Annotated in this window: 20 protein-coding genes; 9 read left to right on the top strand and 11 right to left on the bottom strand. The window is 68.1% G+C overall.

Going from position 1 to position 20,184, the window contains the following annotated elements:
- The first annotated feature begins 9 nt into the window (after positions 1-9).
- From C8K38_RS13015 to C8K38_RS13005, 3 genes are read left to right on the top strand one after another with little or no spacing between them, the layout of a single operon-like run.
- A complete protein-coding gene (locus C8K38_RS13015; RefSeq protein ID WP_097211886.1) occupies positions 10-981 on the top strand; it encodes an antibiotic biosynthesis monooxygenase in 972 nt (323 codons plus the stop codon).
- 37 nt (positions 982-1,018) lie between these two features.
- Positions 1,019-1,363, top strand: a complete 345-nt coding sequence (locus tag C8K38_RS13010; RefSeq protein WP_097211885.1) for a PepSY domain-containing protein — start codon at positions 1,019-1,021, stop codon at positions 1,361-1,363.
- A gap of 17 nt (positions 1,364-1,380) precedes the next feature.
- Complete coding sequence (locus tag C8K38_RS13005; RefSeq protein WP_097211884.1) at positions 1,381-1,941, top strand: dihydrofolate reductase family protein; 561 nt, start codon at positions 1,381-1,383, stop codon at positions 1,939-1,941.
- A gap of 132 nt (positions 1,942-2,073) precedes the next feature.
- Here C8K38_RS13005 and C8K38_RS13000 read toward each other — a convergent pair whose 3' ends face one another.
- The 4 genes from C8K38_RS13000 to C8K38_RS12985 all read right to left on the bottom strand — a co-directional run bounded on the left by C8K38_RS13000 (position 2,074) and on the right by C8K38_RS12985 (position 4,559).
- Positions 2,074-2,415 carry an SdpI family protein gene (locus C8K38_RS13000; protein WP_143548456.1) on the bottom strand — a complete coding sequence of 114 codons (342 nt, stop codon included), beginning with the start codon at positions 2,413-2,415 and terminating at the stop codon, positions 2,074-2,076.
- A gap of 79 nt (positions 2,416-2,494) precedes the next feature.
- Positions 2,495-3,502, bottom strand: coding sequence for an alpha/beta fold hydrolase (locus C8K38_RS12995; protein ID WP_097211882.1), 1,008 nt, complete (start codon positions 3,500-3,502; stop codon positions 2,495-2,497).
- 12 nt (positions 3,503-3,514) lie between these two features.
- Positions 3,515-4,144, bottom strand: a complete 630-nt coding sequence (locus C8K38_RS12990) for a YdeI/OmpD-associated family protein (protein WP_097211881.1) — start codon at positions 4,142-4,144, stop codon at positions 3,515-3,517.
- A gap of 1 nt (position 4,145) precedes the next feature.
- Complete coding sequence (locus tag C8K38_RS12985) at positions 4,146-4,559, bottom strand: VOC family protein (protein ID WP_097211880.1); 414 nt, start codon at positions 4,557-4,559, stop codon at positions 4,146-4,148.
- Between the two features lie 94 nt (positions 4,560-4,653).
- Between C8K38_RS12985 and C8K38_RS12980 the strand changes: the two genes are divergently transcribed.
- Together C8K38_RS12980 and C8K38_RS12975 are read left to right on the top strand one after the other, a co-directional pair.
- Positions 4,654-5,604, top strand: coding sequence for a helix-turn-helix transcriptional regulator (locus C8K38_RS12980; protein ID WP_097211879.1), 951 nt, complete (start codon positions 4,654-4,656; stop codon positions 5,602-5,604).
- A 114-nt stretch (positions 5,605-5,718) separates the two neighbouring features.
- Positions 5,719-7,032 (top strand): alpha/beta fold hydrolase, encoded by a 1,314-nt coding sequence (locus C8K38_RS12975; protein WP_097211878.1) that lies wholly within the window; start codon positions 5,719-5,721, stop codon positions 7,030-7,032.
- Positions 7,033-7,061: 29 nt separating this feature from the next.
- Here the strand turns inward: C8K38_RS12975 and C8K38_RS12970 are convergent, their stop codons facing one another.
- The gene (locus C8K38_RS12970) at positions 7,062-7,496 is read right to left on the bottom strand and encodes a YjdF family protein (RefSeq protein ID WP_097211877.1); all 435 of its coding nucleotides are present in this window, start codon (positions 7,494-7,496) and stop codon (positions 7,062-7,064) included.
- A gap of 135 nt (positions 7,497-7,631) precedes the next feature.
- On the opposite strand from C8K38_RS12970, the gene C8K38_RS12965 reads away from it, so the two are divergent.
- Entirely contained in the window at positions 7,632-8,192 is a 561-nt protein-coding gene (locus C8K38_RS12965) for an AraC family transcriptional regulator (protein WP_143548455.1), read from the top strand.
- Between the two features lie 5 nt (positions 8,193-8,197).
- Here the strand turns inward: C8K38_RS12965 and C8K38_RS12960 are convergent, their stop codons facing one another.
- Positions 8,198-9,049 carry an alpha/beta fold hydrolase gene (locus tag C8K38_RS12960; RefSeq protein ID WP_097211875.1) on the bottom strand — a complete coding sequence of 284 codons (852 nt, stop codon included), beginning with the start codon at positions 9,047-9,049 and terminating at the stop codon, positions 8,198-8,200.
- A 291-nt stretch (positions 9,050-9,340) separates the two neighbouring features.
- Here C8K38_RS12960 and C8K38_RS12955 point away from each other — a divergent pair, with 291 nt between their 5' ends.
- Complete coding sequence (locus C8K38_RS12955; RefSeq protein WP_097211874.1) at positions 9,341-10,519, top strand: acyl-CoA dehydrogenase family protein; 1,179 nt, start codon at positions 9,341-9,343, stop codon at positions 10,517-10,519.
- A gap of 61 nt (positions 10,520-10,580) precedes the next feature.
- Here C8K38_RS12955 and katG read toward each other — a convergent pair whose 3' ends face one another.
- Genes katG through C8K38_RS12940 form a run of 3 tightly spaced genes read right to left on the bottom strand, consistent with a single transcriptional unit; the run spans position 10,581 to position 16,491 of the window.
- Positions 10,581-12,770, bottom strand: a complete 2,190-nt coding sequence (katG, locus tag C8K38_RS12950) for a catalase/peroxidase HPI (RefSeq protein ID WP_097211873.1) — start codon at positions 12,768-12,770, stop codon at positions 10,581-10,583.
- Complete coding sequence (locus C8K38_RS12945; RefSeq protein ID WP_179800552.1) at positions 12,757-13,272, bottom strand: Fur family transcriptional regulator; 516 nt, start codon at positions 13,270-13,272, stop codon at positions 12,757-12,759. Before C8K38_RS12945 ends, katG begins: the two co-directional genes overlap by 14 nt.
- Before the next feature lie 42 nt (positions 13,273-13,314).
- Positions 13,315-16,491: a multicopper oxidase family protein gene (locus C8K38_RS12940; protein ID WP_097211871.1), complete on the bottom strand. Its 3,177-nt coding sequence runs from the start codon at positions 16,489-16,491 to the stop codon at positions 13,315-13,317.
- Positions 16,492-16,641: 150 nt separating this feature from the next.
- Here C8K38_RS12940 and C8K38_RS12935 point away from each other — a divergent pair, with 150 nt between their 5' ends.
- Entirely contained in the window at positions 16,642-17,016 is a 375-nt protein-coding gene (locus tag C8K38_RS12935; protein WP_097211994.1) for a nuclear transport factor 2 family protein, read from the top strand.
- Between the two features lies 1 nt (position 17,017).
- On the top strand, positions 17,018-18,460 hold the full coding sequence (locus C8K38_RS12930; protein WP_257017481.1) for a threonine/serine ThrE exporter family protein: 1,443 nt from the start codon (positions 17,018-17,020) through the stop codon (positions 18,458-18,460).
- Positions 18,461-18,491: 31 nt separating this feature from the next.
- Here C8K38_RS12930 and C8K38_RS12925 read toward each other — a convergent pair whose 3' ends face one another.
- Both C8K38_RS12925 and C8K38_RS12920 read right to left on the bottom strand, forming a co-directional pair.
- Positions 18,492-18,731, bottom strand: a complete 240-nt coding sequence (locus C8K38_RS12925) for an MbtH family protein (RefSeq protein WP_027503481.1) — start codon at positions 18,729-18,731, stop codon at positions 18,492-18,494.
- Positions 18,728-20,122 carry a lysine N(6)-hydroxylase/L-ornithine N(5)-oxygenase family protein gene (locus C8K38_RS12920; protein WP_097211870.1) on the bottom strand — a complete coding sequence of 465 codons (1,395 nt, stop codon included), beginning with the start codon at positions 20,120-20,122 and terminating at the stop codon, positions 18,728-18,730. The genes C8K38_RS12925 and C8K38_RS12920 overlap by 4 nt, the downstream gene beginning before the upstream one ends.
- Between the last annotated feature and the right edge of the window lie 62 nt (positions 20,123-20,184).

The raw sequence follows: 20,184 nt of genomic DNA, 5'->3' as shown, positions 1-20,184 counted from the left end.
GAGGCGGCCATGGCAGCCGAGGAGCGCACCCGCGACACCGCCACGGTCATCATCGGGCAGCGGGTGCGCCGCGGCTGCGAGTCGGCCTTCAAGGCCTGGCAGGAGGAGATCAACGTCGCCGCCTCGCACTACGCCGGCTTCCTCGGCGCCCAGATCTCGGCACCCACTGCCGTGCAACCCGATTGGGTGGTGGTCTACCGCTTCGACTCCGTCGCCAACGTGCAGGCATGGGTGAACAGTGCCACCCGCCAGGCCTGGCTCGACCGGGGTCAGCAGTACCTCGACGGCCCCGCGACGCAGCAGGTGATCACCGGCGGATCCCGGCCGACCGATCAGCTCGTGACGGTCGTCGTGACCCACCGCGTTGCGCCGGACAACGTCGACGACTTCCTCGAGTGGCAGAACCGGATGCGGCTGGCGGAGTGCAAGTTCGAGGGCTTTCGCGGCAGCGAACTGTTCCGCCCCATCGAGGGCATCCAGGACGAGTGGACCGCGCTCTACCGCTACGACAACGCCGCGAACCTCTTCACGTGGCTCACCTCCAACAAGCGGCAGCAGCTCCTGACCGAGGGCGAGAGGTTCCACGAGTTCTCCTCACGCACCGTCGACAACTCCTTCGGCAGCTGGTTCGCCTTCGACGAGAAGGGGAACGAGGCGCCGCCACCGTCCGATGTCAAGACCTCCATCGCCGTCTGGGTGGGCCTCTACCCCACCGTGGTGCTGCTCACCCTCGCGCTGTCCCCGCTGAAGATGCCGCTGTGGCTGGGCCTGCTGATCGGAAACCTGTTCTCCAGCTTCGCCATGACCTTCGTGACCATGCCGCGCTACGTGAACCCACTGCTGCGACGCTGGCTGCGGCCGCCCGCGGACGTGCCTGAAGGCAGGACGAATCTCCGGGGTATCGCCATCGTCGCGGGGGTCAACACATTCTGGGTGGTCGTGTTCTATCTCGTGACGAGACAGTTCTGGACGCTGCCCTGACAGAGGAGTTCACCTTCTACGGAATCGAGGAACCACGATGAACACGAGAACGGTGCGAGGCGCGAGCCTGATCCCCATCGCCGCGGCGGCACTGCTGCTGGCCGGATGTGACTCGGACAGCGACGACACCTCCACGACGTCCGCGACCGCGGCGGTGACGACCGCTCCGGTGTCCACGGGCACGACGGCGATGGCGGCGGTCAGCAAGGAGAAGGCCGAGCAGGCCGCCCTCGCGACCGTCCCCGGCGGCACGATCGTCTCCTCCGAAACCAATCAGCACGACGGCAAGACGGTGTGGCACGTCCACATCCGCAACACCCAAGGCTGGGACTACGACGTGGACGTCGACGCCGCCACCGGCGCGGTCGTGCCCGACAACTGATCCGCAGGGACGCCGAGATGCGCACGCTGGCAATCACGCAGAACATCACCATCGACGGCTCGATCGAGATGCTGGGAGAGTGGTTCGATCCCCAGGGCCAGGGCGGGGTGGACAACTCTGATCTGCTCGAGGAGTCGCACCGCCAGGACCGTGCAGCCGACGGGTTTCTGGTGGGCAGGCGCACTTTCGAGGACCTACGCGGATACTGGCCGAAACAATCCGAGGATGCCACGGGGATCACCGACTACCTCAACCGAGTACAGAAGTACGTCGTCTCCTCGACCATGATCGACCCGCAGTGGCAGAACTCGACGGTCCTCTCCGGCGAACCCGCCGAGGAGATCCGCGCGTTGAAGATGCTGCCGGGCAAGGACATCGTGGTCACCGGCAGCATCATGCTGTGCCACACCCTGATCGAGGCGGGACTCGTCGACGAGTACCGGCTGTTCGTCTATCCGGTCGTGCAGGGCCGGGGCCGCCGGTTGTTCCCCGACGGGTTCGAGATACCGGAGTTGGCACTGCTCGACGCGAAGGCCTTCCGCTGTGGCATCACCTACTCGCGGTATGGGAAGGCCTGACCGGGTTCCCGAAAGCGCAGTTCCTGGGCTTCGTCGGGTCGGGCTGGCTGACCCACATCACGGCGGCTCGCGTGCCTGCCGAGGACGAGTGAACGAGGTTGGACCCCGGCCGCCAGGCGGGACGCCTGCGGCTCAGGCGACGGCGGCAGCCCTCGCAGCGCGGACGAACACCCAGATCACTCCGCCCACCATCGCGATGATCGTGCCCCAATAGGCGACGGGCGCGACGAGTCCGATCCCGCTGCACATGCCCGCGATGACGAACGCGATCGCCGCGGGCATCACAGCGGCCGCATGCCCTGCCCGCCACGCAGCCTCACTGCGCTTCAATGCGGGGATACGGATACCGACGAAGGAGTTGACCGGTATCGCTCCGCGGCCTGCGGCAAGACAGACCACGACCAGCAGAAGCAGCAACCCGGTAAACACCCAGGCCACCATGATCAGGTCGCCCGGAGCATCGTTCATTGTCATGAAGCGCACTCTTACACATGCAACCTCACCGTCTGATATCCCGTTGAACGTGCTCTGAGAGCAGGCATTGACCCGTGTCCTAGCCGCCCGCCGCCGTGACCACCTCACGAATCGCGTCGACCACCAGCTGCGGCGACTCGTTGTGGATGTTGTGGCCGCTGTTCGTCTTCGTGATGTGCTGCGCGCCGGGAAACAGCAGGGCGAGACTGTCCTGCGACGCCAGCTGCGCCCGCCAGAACACCTCCGGGTAGTCGGCGGGCGCGTCCGCGGGCAGGCGGGCACGGAAGGCGTCCGGGTCGAAGGTGTCACCGCTGAGCACCACGACCGGCACCTCGGGAACCGGCGGGGCGGCGCGCAGTTGAGGGAAGATCGCGGCGGGGTCGAGCTGCTCGACGTCCGCCCACTGGGCGGTGCGGCGTTCGTTGTCCAGCTCGTTCATCCGCAGGAACACCGAGAACTCGGCGGGGGTCAGCTCGTTCTCGAGGAACTCCGACATGCCGTCCACGAGGACCAGACCGGCCGTCTCGTCGGGATGGGTGCCCGCGTACACCCTCGCGATCGGTCCCCCGTACGACCACCCGACGAGGACGTAGGGACCGGGCACCTCCGCCGCGGTCAACAACGCGTGCAGGTCGGCGGTGTCCCGCTCGGGGTCGGTCGGCTGCGACACCGGCGTGGACGGGGTGAACTCGTCGCCCGCGCGTGCGGTCCCGGGCCGGTCGTAGGAGCAGACCCGCGTGAACGCGCCGACCTCCGGATACACGGCGGACCCGCTCGGCACCATGTCACCGGATTGATCGGCGACCTCACTCCAGGTGTCCGCAGCGGCGACTGCGCCGGGCACCAGCACCACCGTCGGGACGTCATCATCGCGAGATGCGGTGCCGCGGCACTCCAGGTACATCTGCCGCCCGTCGCCGATGTCGAACGTCCGGGCGATGTCGGCCTGCGGCGTGTCCGCCGTGGGCACCGTGTTGCCCGCGGGGTTCTCCTCCTGGCTGCCACACGCGATCAGCGACGCCGTGACGCCGAGGACGGCCGCCGCGAACCGCAGGGCGGCCAGGCGCCCGCCCGGAGTGGCGCGCATGATCTCAGCGTGTCACACCGCGACGCTGTGCGGGAGGGCACCGGCGCCTGCCCGCACCCCTGGGTGATTGGCCCGAATGTTCACCGCTGCGAGCTCGACCGTCCGATCGATCCGTCGCTGCCTCGTCTCCTGCCGCTTCGCCGTCGCGATCCACTCCAGGATCAGCCGCTTCGAGGACGGCGGAAAGCCCTCGAAGTTGGCGCGGGCCCCCTCGTTGCGGTGTAGCGGTTCCCACAGATCGTCGGGCAGCGCGGCGCCGTCGTCGGGCACCACCTGCCAGGTCCCAGCAGCCTTGGCGACATCGATCAGGGCCTGGCCGTGCGGGGTCATCTGGCCCAGCTCGATCATGTTCGCCGCGCGTTCCCGGTTCACCCGGCTCCACGTGCTGCGCGGGTTGCGGGGGGTGAACCGCAGCCGGGAACTATCCGCGTCGTGCTTGCGGTGCAGGCCGTCGATCCAACCGAAGCAGAGCGCCTGCTCGATCGCCTCGTGGTAGCGCGGGCTCGGCGTGCCGCTGTCCTTGTGGTGGATGATCAGCCAGATCTCCTTCTCGGACTGGCCGTTTCGCGCCAGCCAGTCTCGCCAGTCGGCGGTGGTGCGCGGGGCGAAGGCGCTGACGTCGGGGGTGCTCACGCCGGTCATCTCACGCCTCCTTCGAGCCGAGGATGTCGAGGTAGTGCTGGTTGTACATGATGCCGAGGATGTTCCCGAACGGATCGACAACGGAGGCGGTGACGAAGCCGGGTCCGCGCTCGGTCGGCTTGTCGTGCGCGGTGGCGCCCAGTTCCAGGAGCCGCTCGAAGCCGGACTCGACGTCGTCCACGTGCCAGTAGGTCACCTGGCCACCGGCCTTGTCCGAGCGGTCGTGGGGCGCGAACCGGCCGTCGATGATGCCGAGCTCGTGTTGGAAATCGCCGATGCGGAACTCGACGTAGGCGATCTGCCCGTCGATCTCGCGGGCGAAGTACGGCTCGATCCCGAGCACCTCGGTGTACCAATCCTTGGCGGCCGCGACGTCGTCGGCGAAGAAGCTGACGGTGGTGAGTCCTCGCAACATCGGTGGTTCCTTCCCTCGTTCGGTTGGTGACAGGAACCATCTTTCCGACCAAAGTGCTCACCAACTGAGCACTTTTACGGGGAAACTGAAGAACATGCGCGCAGACCGACTCGTCGCCACCCTCCTGCTCATGCAGTCCCGCGGCCGGGTGACGGCCGCCGAGCTGGCCGACGAGCTCGAGGTGTCCGTCGCCACCGCCCGACGCGACCTGGAGGCACTGTCCGCGGCGGGCATCCCCGTATACCCGCAGCCCGGTCGCGGTGGCGGCTGGGCGCTCGTCGGCGGCGCCCGCACGGACCTGTCCGGCCTGTCGTCCAACGAGGCGCAGGCCCTGTTCCTGCTCGTCGGCCCCGCCGCGGCGGTCTCGGGCGAGGCCAAAGCAGCGCTGCGCAAGCTCGTACGTGCTCTGCCGCAGACGTTTCGGGCCGAAGCCGAGGCCGCCGCGGGCGCCACCATGATCGACCCGACCCGCTGGGGCGAGCGGGATCGGCGCCGACCCGAGATGGTGAACCAGCTCCAGTCCGCCGTGGTCCGCAGGCGCAGGGTCCGGCTGACCTATGTGAACGCCGCCCGCGAGCGGAGCGAACGCCTCGTCGACCCGTGGGGCCTGGTCGACAAGGACGACACCTGGTACCTGATCGCCGGAACCGAGCGCGGCAGGCGAACCTTCCGGGTGGACCGGATCGCCGAGGCCGAGACGACCGATCAGCCCGCCGACCGGCCCGACGACTTCGAGCTCGCCGACGCGTGGGAAGAGGTGGTCGGGAAGATGGAAGAGCGACGATCGACCACCTGGGCGACCGTGCTCATCGAGACCAGGTTCGTGCCGATCCTGCGCGACCACTTCGGCAGGCACTGCCACCCCGACGGCGAGGCCGACGACGGCCGCACCCGGGTCCGCCTCGCCGCACCCACCCCGCTCGACATCGCCCGCAACCTCGCCGGCTGGGGCGCGGACGTCGAGGTGCTCGAGCCGCGGTCGGTACGGGACGAGTTGGCGCGCATCGGAATCGAGCTCGCCGGCCGCTATGCCGGCGAGCAGTGAACTGCCCGTGGCGGACGACCCCTGGCCGGAAATGGGGGACATCCCTGATGTTCTCGCCGGCCACTGCGACCTAGTCTCGGCTAGGTCGTTCAGTTGCCCCCGAGAGGACCGCATATGGCATCCAGATCGCCGGAGTCGTTGGGGCGCCGAATCACTTCCCTGATCGTCGTGACCGTGGCCCTGGTGCTGACCGCGCTCGCAGGGGCGGCGGTGTTCTTCGCATCGGCGGCGCTGTTCGATTCCGTTCCTATGTTGACGCTGTGTGCGATCATCACGGTGATCGTCTGCTCATACGGTGCCGGGCGCCTGTGGGCGCGCATGGCGCGCAAACCTGTACCCGCGCTGAATCTGTTGGCGTGTGCGACGATCTTCGGCCTGGTTTGCGCGGCAACCGGCTATGCGCTCGTGGGACGGGCGGCGCACCAGGACGATCGCGCCGTCGTTTCGGCAAGCAGTTACTGGGACCTGCCCACCGGATCGAACATCGCGTACCGGCACCTGCCCGCGGCGGGCAGCGCGACCCGTTCGATGCCGGTGATCTTCCTGCATGGTGGGCCCGGCACCGCGGGAGACGGCCTACCGCCCTCGAGCGCTGAGCTCGCCGCAGCTGGGTACGACGTCTATTCGTACGACCAGGTCGGGTCGGGCCGCTCGAGTCGATTGTCCCAGGTCGAGGACTACACCGTTGATCGGCAGGTACGCGATCTCGAGGCAATCCGGGAGGTCATCGCCGCTGACCGGATCGTGGTGATGGGTCAGTCCTGGGGCGGCATCCTCGCGGCGCGGTACGCCGCCGCCCACCCCGACCGCGTCGCCGGGATCGTGGTCAGCTCGCCCGGCGCACTGTGGGCGCCGGAATACCCGGACGGGTCGGATGGGAACATCAGAGCTCATGAGACCCCGGCGATGACGGCCCAGCTCGAAGAGACAGGCAGCTCCCCGCGCGTCTTCACATCCTCCGCCCTTCAGGCGATCAACCCCGTTGCCGCGCATAGCTTCTGGACCGACAACGAGGCCGACGAAATGTTCCGGCGGCAGTTGGAGATTCTCGCCCCGCTGGCGCAGGCTCCCGACCGTCGAGCGGATCTCGTTCCGGCGTCGCCACCCGGCTACTGGGTGAACCAGATGACCGGCGCCGATCTCGCATCGGTCGACGACCCCCGTCCGGCATTGCGGAACCTGCGCGTCCCAGTGCTCGTGATGCGCGGCCAGTACGACTACAAGTCCTGGCCCGTGACGCGCGAATACCGCGACACGTTTCCGAATTCGACGATGGTGTTGATTCCCGACGCCGGCCACGCCATCGCCGCCGACAGGCCCGAGTTGTACACCGCGACCGTCGTCGCGTTCCTGACGGACGGCCGACCCGCACTCCCCCGATACGAGGGGGCCGAGCCGCCGCCCGGGTTCGCCAACGCCTCACGGTGACCGCGCAAGGACCCCGGTCGGTGCGCCGTTCAAGCCTTTCCCCGGTGCCGCGCCTTCGCCTTCGCCCGGGCGATCTGTCGGCGCGTGTCCTCGGCGGCGTCGCGAAGGTGCTTTCTCCTGGACTTCCTGGCAGTGGCGTTCTCGGAAATGCTCTGCTTGACGGCCTCCTGCGCGGCGGTGCTGACGGCCGGCCGGGCTCGTTCCTTCGCGACCTGCCGCGCCAGCCGCTTGGGATTGACCGACCGCGGTGCCGCCCGCCGCTGGTCGACCGGCACCGAGGGCGAGCGGTGCGCGAGAGCGGACAACGCGCCATAGTCGCGCAGCGAGAACTCGTAGAGTTCGGGCCCGCTCGGTTCGGACCCGAACACGTGACGGGCTACGCGCAATTCGCCGTTGTCGATGACCTCGAGCAGACCGACCCAAAATTGTCCGTCGTGGAAGACGGTGAACGTCGTGGAACTCATTTCAACCTCCAGGTATGCGTAGGCAACCTGGCAGCATCAGGAGTCTTCGACGGCGAAGTGACGAACACGCCCGAGCCGGGGGCCCGAGGACCCATCGGGACGTGCCATCCGGACTTCCTCCGGACTGTGCAATTCGTGCGACCAGCAATCACGGTGAGCGTATCGCATGTATTAAAAATGCAGGTCAGAGCCGATTTATACCGTGATACCTTCGCTGCCACACCAACGACAGCGGGAGAAATCATGCGCATGACGCTTCACCACATTCCGAATCATCGCCTCGCCTTCGTGCGCGTGACCGGACCGTTCGGACAGGGCAACGCCAAGGCGATGGCCGAGATAAAGCAGTGGGCGTCTCGTCGGGGACTACTCGACGACGGAGCGATCCTGTGTGGAATTCCGAGGGACGATCCCTCGGTGACGCCGCCCGACGAGTGCCGCTACGACGCGGCGATCGTCGTGACAGACGATCTCGAAGTCGACGGCGCGGTCGGCGTCGGCTGCCTCCGCGGCGGGCACTACGCGGTATTCGATGTGCCGCACACCGCGGAGGGCGTGGGTGCGGCATGGTCGAGCATCTTCGAGGAAATCGAAACTCGCGGGCTGTCCGTGGACGGCGAACCGATTTTCGAGATGTACACATCGGAGTTGCTCACCCGCCACCTGTGCCAGCTCTGGGTTCCACTGCGGCGGTAACACCCTCAGCGGCGCAGGAACTCGATGGCAATTCGCTCGAAAGCCTCCTTCGCCTCGACCATCACCCAGTGACCGCAGTTCGGGAACACGTGCAGCTCGGCATTGGGGATCAGTCTCATCGGCACCATGGGCATGTCCGGCGGGCACTGCCGGTCGTCCCTGCCCCAGGTGAGCAGGGTCGGACACTGCACCTTGTGCATCTGCGACCAGTACGGCGGCGCATCCGACGAGGCCATCAACTGCTGCTGCGCCGCAAACGCTGTGGAGCCGTACATCGCCGCCAGCGTCTTGTGCGACGCCGGGTCGTTGGCGGTCTCCCAGCGCTCCTCCACCCGCTCCTCCGTGATCACCGCCGGGTCGTAGACCATGCACTCGAGCCAGCGAACCAGCCGTTCGCGACTCGGGCCGTCGGCGAACTCCTGCAGTAGCCGGGTGCCCTCGCTCGGGTTCTGACTGAAGATGTTCGGTCCCACCCCGCCGATGGTGACGAGCCTGCCGACCCGCTCGGGGTGCCTCATCGCCACGTTCACGCCGACGACGCCGCCCATCGAATTGCCGATCATCGCGGCCGATCGGATACCGAGGGCGTCCATGAAGCGGATCACCGACGAGCCCGCGGTGAGCACGGGATGCCCGTCCACCGGATCGCTCACGCCGAATCCAGGGAACTCCAGGATGTAGCAATGAAAATGCTGGGCGAAGACGTCCAGGTTTCCCCGGTAGTTTCGCCAGCCGCTGACTCCGATACCGGAGCCGTGCAACAGGATCAGCGGCGGTCCCTCGCCTGCCTCGTGGTAGCGCAACACCCCCTTGTCGGTAGCGACTTCCCTCTTGGTCCCCTCGTAGGTCACGTCCATCACTCGACACTAGAACACATTCTAGTTTGTGTGCGCCCGATTCGACAGATCGCCCCAACTTCAGTGATTCACGACACCAAAACCAGGCGTGCGGCCACCACGCCAGAGACCCGGCATCACCCAAATAATCGGCGTCTACCTGCTTAAACCCATGACTCGATCGCCGACATGTGGCGTCCCTCGACAGCAACCAGAAAGGAAACCGATGAGTTCGTTCCCCTTCCACATGTATGGAACTTGTTCTAGTTTTGGGGCAATCAGCCGGCACACTTCTACCGAGACGAGGAAGTCATGGGTCAGGTTCACGAGCGGATCGAGCAGTACGCGGACGAGATCCGCGCAAACGGTGTCGAGGGCGACAGGCTCATGCGCCTCACCGATGCCTCGGCCAAGCGGCTGCGTGAATCGGGGGTGATCCGGATGCTGCAGCCGAAGGACCACGGCGGCCTCGAATCGCATCCCCGTGAGTTCGCCGAGACCGCGATGGCGATCGGCGCGATGGACGGCGCCACCGGCTGGGTCAGCGGCATCGTCGGCGTGCACCCGTGGGAGCTGGCGTTCTTCGACCCGAAGGCCCAGGAGGAGGTGTGGGGTGAGGACCCCGACACCTGGATGGCCTCGCCGTACGCGCCCATGGGTGTCGCGGTCCCGACCGACGGCGGCTACGTCCTCAACGGCCGCTGGTCGTTCTCCTCGGGTACCGACCACTGCCGGTGGGTGATGATCGGTGCGATGGTCGGAAACCAGGACGGCAAGCCGCAGATGCCGCCGAAGATCCTGCACGTGCTGCTGCCGCGCAGCGACTACGACATCGATCAGGACAGCTGGGACGTCGTCGGTCTGCGCGGCACCGGCAGCAAGGACGTGATCGTCAAGAATGCGTTCATCCCGACGCACCGGACCCTGGAGGCGGCGAAGGTCTTCGACGGCACCGCGCCGAAGGAGGCCGGCCGCACACAGACGCTGTACAACTTCCCGTTCTCGTGCATCTTCCCGCTGGGCATCACCTCGTCGCTGATCGGCATCGCCGAGGGGGCGCTGGCCTGCCATCTGAACGCGCAGCGCGAGCGGATCACGGTGTCCGGCACGGCGATCAAGGACGATCCGTACGTGCTGTTCGCGATCGGCGAGGCTGCGGCGGAGATCGCCGCGTCGCGGGCGGCGATCCTCGAGACGGTGGACCGGTTCTGGGACCTCACCGACCAGGGCAAGGAGGTCACCTTCGAGCAGCGCGCGATCGGCCGTCGGACCCAGACCGCCGCCGCGTGGCGGGCGGTGCGCGCGGTCGACGAGATCTTCGCGCGGTCGGGCGGCGGTGCGCTGCAGATGAAGACGCCGATGCAGCGCTTCTGGCGGGACGCACACGCCGGCCTGTCGCACGCGATTCACGTGCCCGGTTCGATCTTCCATTCGTCGGCGCTGACGCAGCTCGGCGGCGAGCCGCAGGGCGCGCACCGCGCGATGATCTGACCGATCGAGGAAACGCGAGCGCCCCGCGAGCCGAGTCGGCTTGCGGGGCGCCGTGCCGCGATCAGGCGAGGTCGAAGCGGTCCAGGTTCATGACCTTGTCCCACGCGGAGACGAAGTCCGCCACGAATTTCGGCTGCGCATCGTCGCTCGCGTATACCTCGGCGAGCGCGCGCAACTGCGAGTTCGAACCGAAGACCAGGTCGACGGTGGTGGCCGTCCACTTGACCTCATCCGTGCCGCGGGCGCGGCCCTCGTAGACGTTCTCGGACTCGGCCGATGCCTTCCACTCCGTGCCCATGTCGAGCAGGTTCACGAAGAAGTCGGTGGTCAACGTCTCGGGACGGGCAGTGAGGACACCGTGCCCGGACTGCCCGACGTTGGCGTTCAGCGCGCGCATCCCACCGATGAGGACCGTCATCTCCGGGGCGGTCAGCGTCAGCAGGTTCGCCTTGTCCAGCAACAGCCGCTCGGCGGGCAGCTTCTCCCCGGCGCGCAGGTAGTTGCGGAACCCGTCGGCCCTGGGCTCGAGCACCTCGAACGCCTCCACGTCGGTCTGCTCCTGGGCGGCGTCGGTGCGGCCCGGCGTGAACGGGACCGTGACGTCGTGCCCGGCGTTCTTCGCCGCCTGCTCCACCGCCGCGCATCCCGCCAGGACGATCAGGTCGGCCAGCGAGATCCTCGTGCCGTCGGACCTCCCACCGTTGAAGTCGCCCCGGATCCGCTCGAGCGTCTGCAGCACCTCGGCCAGGCCTGCCGGGTTGTTGGACTCCCAGTCCTTCTGCGGCGCAAGCCGAATCCGCGCCCCGTTGGCCCCGCCGCGGTTGTCGGTGCCGCGGAAGGAGGCAGCCGACGCCCATGCCGCACCGACCAGCAGGGGAATGGACAGACCCGCCCCCAGGACCGTGGCCTTGAGCGCGGCGATCTCGTCCGTCCCGACCAGATCGTGATCGACGTCGGGGACGGGGTCCTGCCACAACTGGGGCTCCGCAACCCATGGGCCGAGATAGCGCGAGACGGGCCCCATGTCGCGATGCAGCAGCTTGTACCAGGCCTTGGCGAACTCGTCGGCGAGTTCCTCGGGGTGGTCCAGCCAGCGCCGGGTGATCGGCCCGTAGACCGGGTCGAGGCGCAGCGAGAGGTCCGTCGTCAGCATCACCGGGCTGTGGGATTTCGACGGATCGTGCGCGTCGAGGACGGTGCCCGCCCCGGCGCCGTCCTTGGGAATGTACTGCCACGCACCGGCCGGGCTCTTGGTCTTCTCCCACTCGTAGCCGTACAGGGTCTCGAGGAAGCTGTTGTCCCACCTGGTCGGGGTGGGCGTCCAGGTGCCCTCGAGGCCGCTGGTGATCGCGTCCCCACCGACGCCGGTGCCGAAGGAGCTCTTCCAGCCGAGGCCTTGCTGCTCGATCGGCGCTGCCTCCGGCTCGGGCCCGACGAGGTCGGCCGGTCCCGCGCCGTGGGTCTTGCCGACGGTGTGGCCGCCGACGATCAGTGCGGCGGTCTCGACGTCGTTCATCGCCATCCGGCGGAAGGTCTCGCGGATGTCGACGGCCGCGGCGAGCGGGTCCGGGTTTCCGTTGGGCCCTTCCGGGTTCACGTAGATCAGGCCCATCTGCACGGCGCCGAAGGGACCGGTGAGCTCCCGGTCGCCGGTGTAACGCTCGTCGCCGAGCCAGGTGTCCTCCGGCCCCCAGAACACCTCGTCGGGCTCCCAGATGTCCTCGCGGCCGAAACCGAAGCCGAACGTCTCGAACCCCATCGATTCGTAGGCACAGTTGCCGGCGAAGATCAGCAGATCCGCCCAGGAGATCTTCCGGCCGTACTTCTGCTTGACCGGCCAGAGCAACCGCCGTGCCTTGTCGAGGCTCGCGTTGTCCGGCCAGCTGTTGAGGGGGGCGAAGCGTTGTGCGCCCTCACCGCCACCGCCACGGCCGTCCGCGATGCGGTAGGTGCCCGCCGCATGCCAGCTCATCCGGATGAACAGCGGCCCGTAGTGTCCGAAATCGGCAGGCCACCAGTCCTGCGACGCCGTCATCAACTCGATGACGTCCCGTTTCAGCGCGTCCACGTCGAGCGTCGCGAACTCTGCCGCGTAGTCGAAGTCCTCGCCCATGGGGTTGGACAGCGGCGAGTGCTGATGGAGAACCTGCAGGTCCAGTTGATTCGGCCACCAGTCCCTGTTGGTCCTGGGCCGGTGCTCCTGCGGGCTCGGGGAGCCGATTACCGGGCATTCGCTTTCACTGTTGGACACGACGGTCCTTCCTTCCAGGAGTGGGTGAATCGGACTGCGATCGCGAACCTGGTCGCGAAACCTGTGCTGCCGAACAGTCGGGGCACGATCCCCAGTAGGTGACCTCGGCCTCGTCGACGACGAAGCCGTTGTCGCCGGGCGCGGTCAGGCAGGGGGCCGCGCCGACCGCACAGTCGACGTCGGCGATGACCCCGCAGGTACGGCAGACGAAGTGATGGTGGTTGTCGCCGACGCGGGCCTCGTACCGCACGGCGGTGCCCGCCGGCTGGATCCGCCGCACCAGGCCCGCATCGCTGAGTGCCTGCAGCACGTCGTACACGGTTTGGCGGGAGACCTCGGGCAGGACGGCCCGCACGGCTCCGTAGATCGTCTTCGTGTCGGCATGCGGGTGCTTGTGCACAGCCTCGAGCACCGTGGCCCGGGGGCGGGTCACGCGAAGCTCTGCCGCGCGCAAATGCGCTGCGTATTCCCTCGCGGAGGGCACATCAATACAATGGCGCATTGTTCTGGACTCGGTCAAGAGTTTTCGGGGTCGATCGCGGAACTACCGTCCGCCCAGCGGAACCGCGCCCGCCGCGGGCAGCGGGGGAAGCGCCCCAAGCGGCGCGGGCGTCAGCGTCGTCGACTGCGGGTCCGCCCGGCCCAGCCCGAACTTGCGGACCTCGGATCCCGTCGCACCGGCGCCGCTGACGAGCAGGTCCGCGCCGGTGGTGGTGCTGGTGGTGGCCACCTGCACCCCGCCGCCCGCGAACGGCTCGAACGAGGCGATCTGGCGGAAATCCACTGGGCCCGAGTGGTGATCCGGGCTGTCGAGGTACATCCCGGGCGCGCCGTCGAGCCGCGAGCCGCTCGACCACACCCGCACCGTGCCCGCCCCGCCCGCCATGCCGGTCACGATGCTCTTCGCGCCGCCCTCGGCGCCTGCCACCCAGCCCGTCGAGAGCGAGACGCCGTCGCGGTAGCCCTCGTCGAAGGCAAGGAACTCCGACGTCATCGTCGGATCGTCGGTGCCGCCGCCGCTCGCGCCCGTGCCGCCGTGCCCGCCGTGGCCGCTCTTCGACGCCGCCGCGGCCGCGGTCGGCTCGAACAGGTCGTAGCGGAAGGTCTTCACCCGCGGCGCCTCCCCCCGGCCCGGCGCGGTCACGATGCTGGCCCGGCCAGAGGCGGTGTCCACCAGCCCCGTCGCGACGGACACCCCCGCCTCGGACCCCGGGTACGGCGTGAAGCTCGAGAACACCTCCGGTGCCTCACCCTTCCCGGCGGGCAGCGTCGAGGAGAACACCTTGACCTGCGTCGGGGCGCCCGGGCCGGTGCCCACGATGATGTTGTCGGCCAAGGCGTTTCCATCGATATCGACACCCGCGACGTTCACCCCGCCGCGGAACCCGGGGTCGAACGGGGCGAACCGGGTCAGCTCGGCGCTGAACGCGCCGTCGGCGCGGTCGGCGCCGTCGTAGGCCACCACCTCCGACTCGGGGCCCGCGCCGGTGCCGACGACGAGGTCGAGCACCATGTCTCCGTTCACGTCGGCCATCGCCACCGTCGGGGTGCCCTCGAACGACGGGAACGGCGTGACGGCGGCGATCACCTTGTCGCCGTTGCCGTCATGCACCCGCACCGTCGCGGGGGTGCCCGGCAACCCCGGCACCGCGACCGCGTACGTGGACACCTCCGGGATCACGCTGACGAGCGCCATCAGCCCGTTGTCCTCGTGATTGAGGCGGTGGCAGTGGATCACGAAGGTGCCGGTGTACTCGGTGAACTTGGTCCGCAGCGTCACCGAGGCCGGTTCGAGCGCCTGTTCGTTCTCATCGGTCACCGGCGCGGGGACGTTCACGTTGTCCATGCCCCACGGCTGCACACCGGTCCTGGTGCCCGCCACCGGGTCCACGACCTCCATCACCTGAAAATCGTTGACGTGGATGTGCATCGGATGCTCGTCGTTGTTGAGGTTGGTGACCGTCCACTCCTCCACCGAGTTCAGCCGCGGCTGGAGCAGGGGGATGTTCGGGAAGGTGTTGTCGTCGAACTCGTAGGTGAAGGCCTTCGGATCGCTGTTGCTGGCCTTGTCGTTGCCGAAGCCGCCCGAGACCGTCAGCGTCCGCTTCACGTCCGGCGTCATCACCGAGGTGTCCACGAACGAGGTGTAGGCGTCGAGGTTCTGGCCGGGCTCGAAGGCCGTCGTCTGTCCCTGCCCGCTATCGGGGGTCGCGTGCAGCAGCGTCTGGGTGGGGAAGGTGAAGAAGCCGTCGGCGTAGCTGATCACCGACGGGTCCACGGTCACCGTCCCCAGCACCGCGGGCGGGTTCTCGGTGCCGTCGTTGGTGTAGAGCACGCCCGGGTTGGTGACCGGCTTCGCCCCCTCCAGCGGCGGGATGTCGAGGACGAGGTCGCCGGTCTTCGGCATCGTCACCGCGATCGCGAACCGTGAGCCGGGAGGGATGACGAGCCGGGTGCCGTCGCCGCCGACCGGCGGCTCCACCCGGGTGAAGGGGTTTCCGTCCTGCCCGACGATCGCGAAGGTCGGATGGGTGCCCGTCGCCGTCTCGGTGAGCCGGACCGGCATGTAGGCGATGTCACTGATGTTGGCCAGCACCCAGATCTCCGTCTGGCCCGGTTCGAGTTTCAGCTCCGGCTGGAACTGGCCGTTGACGGTGAATTGGACGTCGCGCTGGTTGTCCGGCAGCGACGGGTCCGCCGCGACGGTCACCGTGTCGCTGGTGAAGGTCTGCAGGTTGCCGGGTATGAACTGGTTCTGCCCCCGATGGTTGGCCGGAGAGAGTGCACCGGCATACCAGTTGGTGATGTACCGGGAGCCCTTCGTCGTCTGGTCGAAGTTCACCGGGGCCAGGCTCGGCCGGTAGGTGCCGTCGGCGAGTTGTGCTCCTTCCGGCGGCTTCAAGGTGCTCACCCATTGCGACCAGTACGCGTTGTTCAGCTGGCGCCCGCTGCCCTTGCGGTCGACGACGAAGTTGTACTGCAACGCCATGTCGCGGATCGGGATCTCGTTCTGCGTCACCAGCGGCAGGTTTCCGTCCGGCCGCCCGATCTCCAGCAGACCGGCGAGCCCCAGGTACGTCTGCTGCGCGGTGAGGGTGTGGCGATGGCTGTGGTACCAGTACATTCCGTTGGGCATGTCCTCCGGAACCGCGTAGTCGTAACGGTTGCCCATCCCGGCGGGGATGTCGAGCAGCACGTTGTCGGCGTTGCCGTCGGGGCTCACGTGCAGCCCGTGGGTGTGCAGGTTCAGCGGCGCGGATTCCAGCGCCTGCGGGTAGATCGGCACGTCGCCGCCTGCCGGGGTGAAGGCGGGGTCGTTGAAGTCCTCGATCGTCAGGCCCCGCAGGTCGTTGTCGTAGTGGATGATCAGGCGCTCGCCCGGATCGACCCGCAGCGTCGGCGCCGGGTACACGTCCTCGCCCTCGGTCGAGCCGTCCGATGCCGTCCCCCGGATGACCTCGTACCCGAACAGCAGGAAATTCGAGACCGGCCCCGAGGCCGTGTCGAGGGCGACCTTGCCCTGGTGGGCCGACAGCCGCACCTCGAGCACGCCGTCCTCGCTCGACAGCTTGACCGGCTCCCGGTAGGAGGCGGGGGCGCCGTCTGGACCTGCGTTGACCCCCGGCTCCCCTGTCGTCGAGAAGCACGAGGTGAGGACCAGCGCCATGGCGAACGCAGCGCACGAGACGACAGAGATCGGCCTTCGACGATTCGCGACCATCTCGCTGCCCCGTTCCGTGAACGAATACGGGCACCGGCGCTCCAGCGTCAGCGCCTCAAAAGCCTAGTTCGCCGCCGCGGCGGTCGCACACGAAACGGCGCTCGGCCCGTGCGCGGCCCCCGCGGCGGGAAACCCGATAGCGTGGACGGCATGAGCACCTCGGAGATCGCCACGGTTCTCGCGTGGCACGACGCACTGAACGATTCCGACATCGACACCCTCCTCGCGTTGTCCAGCGACGACGTCGAGGTGGGCGGCCCGCAGGGTGCCGGACAGGGTCTCACAGCATTGCGTGAGTGGGCCTCCAGCGCGGGCATGACCCTGACCCCGGGCCGCATGTTCGTGCACGAGGGCGTCGTCGTGGTCGAGGAGGAGGCCTCTTGGGCCTCGAAGCCCGATGAGAAGTCGACCGTCGCCACCGCCTTCCGAGTGGTGCACGATCAGGTGACCTCGATCTTCCGGCACAACGACCTCGAAGCAGCTTTTGCGGCAACGGATCTGAGCGAAGCGGACGCGGTGTCCTGACGTGGCGAGGGGGCGCCTGCGCGACGCACTCACCTCGCTGAACCGGCTGATCGGTGAAGAGCGGGCGGTGGTCGACGACCAGACATCCGCCCCCGCGCCGCTCCAGCCGATCGACCTGACCGACGACGCCAAGGTCGCCGAGGTCCTCGACATCGCCCTCCGATCCGGCGAGGTGCTGCTCGCGTCCGGCACCTCCGCGATGGACACCACCGCGCAGGTCCAGTTCGTCGCCGCGAGCTACGGGCTCGCGCGCTGCGACGTCGACGTCACCTACAACGCGATCCGCATCAGCGCGCACCGCGGTCCGACGATGCCGCCCGCCGCCACCATGCGGATCGTGCACTACCGGTCGCTGGACTTCACCCGGCTCGCCGCGGTCGACCGGCTCACCCGCCGACTGCGGACGGAGGCGGTCAGCCCGGACGACGCGCACGACGAGCTGACCCGGATCACCCGCGCGCCGCATCCCTACAACCGCTGGACGGCGACGCTGGCGTGGGCGTCGATGGCCGCCTCCGCCTCGGTGCTGCTCGGCGGCAACCTGCTGGTGGCGGTCGTCAGCTTTCTGACCACCATGGTCATCGACCGGGTCAACCGCAGGCTGAACGCCATCGGGCTCCCGTTCTTCTTCCAGCACGTGATGGGCGGACTGATCGCCGCCGCGCCCGCCAGCCTGCTGTACACCTTCAGCGACCAGCTGGGCATCACCATCCGGCCGTCACTGATCATCGCGGCAGGGGTGATCGTGCTGCTGTCGGGGCTGTCGCTGGTCGGCTCGGTGCAGGACGCGATCACCGGCGCACCGATCACCGCCGTCGCGCGGTTCTTCGAGGTCCTCATGATGACCGGCGGCATCATCGCGGGCGTCGCGATCTCGCTGCGGATCGCGGGCGCCCTCGGTTCGACGCTGCCGGTGCTGACCACCGTCCCGCCGCCCGCGCTTGCCCAGATCCCGGTGCAGGTGGTCGCGGGCGCGTTCACCTCGCTGTTCTTCGCGGTGGCCTGCTACGCGGAGCGGCGGGCGCTGCCCATCGCGGGCATCGGCGGCGCCGCCGGCATCCTCGTCTATGCCCTGGCGCTGAGCGTGAGCATCGGCCCGGTCATCGCCTCGGCCATCGCCGCGACCGTCGTCGGCTCCGTCGGCGGCATCCTGGCCCGCCGGGCGCTGACCCCGCCGCAGGTGATCGCGGTCGCTGGCATCACCCCGCTGTTGCCGGGTCTCGCCCTGTACCGCGGCCTGTACGCCCTGCTCAACAACGAGTTACTGGACGGCTTCAGCGCGCTGCTATCGGCCTTCGGCATCGGATGTGCGCTCGCCGCGGGGGTCACGCTCGGCGAGTGGATCGCCCGGACCATGCGGCGGCCGCGGATCCTGCGCCGTACAGGAACGCTGAAACGCCCGACCCTGAGCCGACGGAGGTCGGGTCAGAATCGGGCGTTGTAGTCAATGCGCCGGCGCCGGTGGCGCCGGGTTGTCAGCTCTGGTTCCCGCGCTCGGCAGCGTCGCGTTCCATGGCCTCACGCAGGCTCTTCGGGCGCATGTCGGTCCAGTTGGCCTCGACGTACTCGACGCACGCCTGGCGGCTGTCCTCACCGAACACCACACGCCACCCCTGCGGGACGTCCGAGAACGTCGGCCACAGCGAATGCTGGTCCTCGTCGTTGACGAGCACGTAGAAACGGCCGTCTTCGTCGTCAAAGGGATTGGTGCTCATCTGGCCTCGCTTGTCGCAAATTCGTTCATCGGTGTTTCCAGCGCTGAGGTTTCCGTCCCAGCGGACGCCTCGACCCTATCAAGATCGCCGTGGTCGGGACGATTATCCAGCACAGAATTCAGGATCTCACCGGCGCGAACGGCGACATTGGACAGCAGCGACGAGGTGAGGCCGTGCGTTTTCTCGGTGCCGCCCTGGAGGTAGATGCCACCCCGGACGTTCTCGGGGGTGACCAGCCGGTAATCGCGGTCCACCTCGGTGGCCACCCCGCCCTCGGGGGCCAGATCGCCGATGAGGTTGCTCAGCGGGGTGGGGGTGAACCCGGTGGCGAGCACCAGCGCGTCGCACATCAGCGAGTCGGTCAGCCCGTCGAGGCTGCTGCGCACGCTCACCTCGATGCCCTCCTCGGTCTCGACCACGCCGTCGATCTCGGAGGCCCGGCGCATGAACAGGCGCCGCTGGCCGCGCACCAGTTCCTGGTATTCGGTGGTGTACAGCTCGTTGATCAGCTCGATGTCGACCACCGAGTAGTTGGTGCTCTTGTGCAGGGTCAGGATCCGCTCGCGCTCGGTGCTGTCGGCGCCGTGCAACTCGTCGACGGCGCCGGGGTCGAAGATGCGGTTGGCGTACGGGCTGTCGTCGGCCGGGCTGTAGCCGTAGCGCGAGAAGACGCTGTGCACCTCGGCCTTCGGGTAGTTGCGGTGCAGGTACTGGACCACCTCGGCAGCGCTCTGGCCGGCGCCGAGCACCACGAAGCGCTGGTGCCGCAGCTCGGGCAGCTCGTCGATCCGGAACAGGAACTGATGGTTGTGGAAGCAGCGCGCCGACGGCGTCGCCCACTCCGGGATCCGCTCGCGCAGCCCGGCCCCGACGATCAGGTTCCGCGTCCGCAGGACCTGCCCGTCGGCCGTCTCGACCTCGAACTCGTCCACCGCCCCATCCGCGGCGGGCAGGCCGCGAACGCCGGTGACGGCGGTGCCGTATCGCACGTCGGCGTCGACCCGGCCTGCCGCCCACTGCAGGTAGTCATTGAATTCGTGCCGGGTCGGGAAGAAGGTCTGGTGGTTGACGAAGTCGACCAGCCTGCCCTTGTCGAACAGGTAGGAGAAGAAGCTGAACGAGCTGGCCGGGTTCCTGAAGGTCACGAGGTCCTTCGGGAACGCGATCTGCATGGTCGCACCGTCCAGCAGCATGCCGGGGTGCCAGCGGAAGCGGTCCTGCTTCTCCAGGAAGTGCGCCCGGATCCGGTCGCCGGGGGCGCAGCTCGCGTTGTGCTCCTCGATGGCGATGGCCAGCGCCAGGTTGGACGGCCCGAAGCCGACACCGACCAGGTCGTAGCTCGGCGACTGGTCGCGGTCAGCGGCCGAGAGAGTCGTATCCATGACGGTCATCCATCCTCGCCGGTTCGGCCGGCGGCAGTGCTGCTTGTTGCTGACATAGCTCGGGGTCCAAC

It is taken from the genome of Rhodococcus sp. OK611 (genome assembly GCF_003050885.1).
GTDB lineage: Bacteria > Actinomycetota > Actinomycetes > Mycobacteriales > Mycobacteriaceae > Rhodococcus_G > Rhodococcus_G oryzae.
Note: the sequence above shows the minus strand (reverse complement) of the source record. Positions and strands in the feature narration are given on the sequence as shown.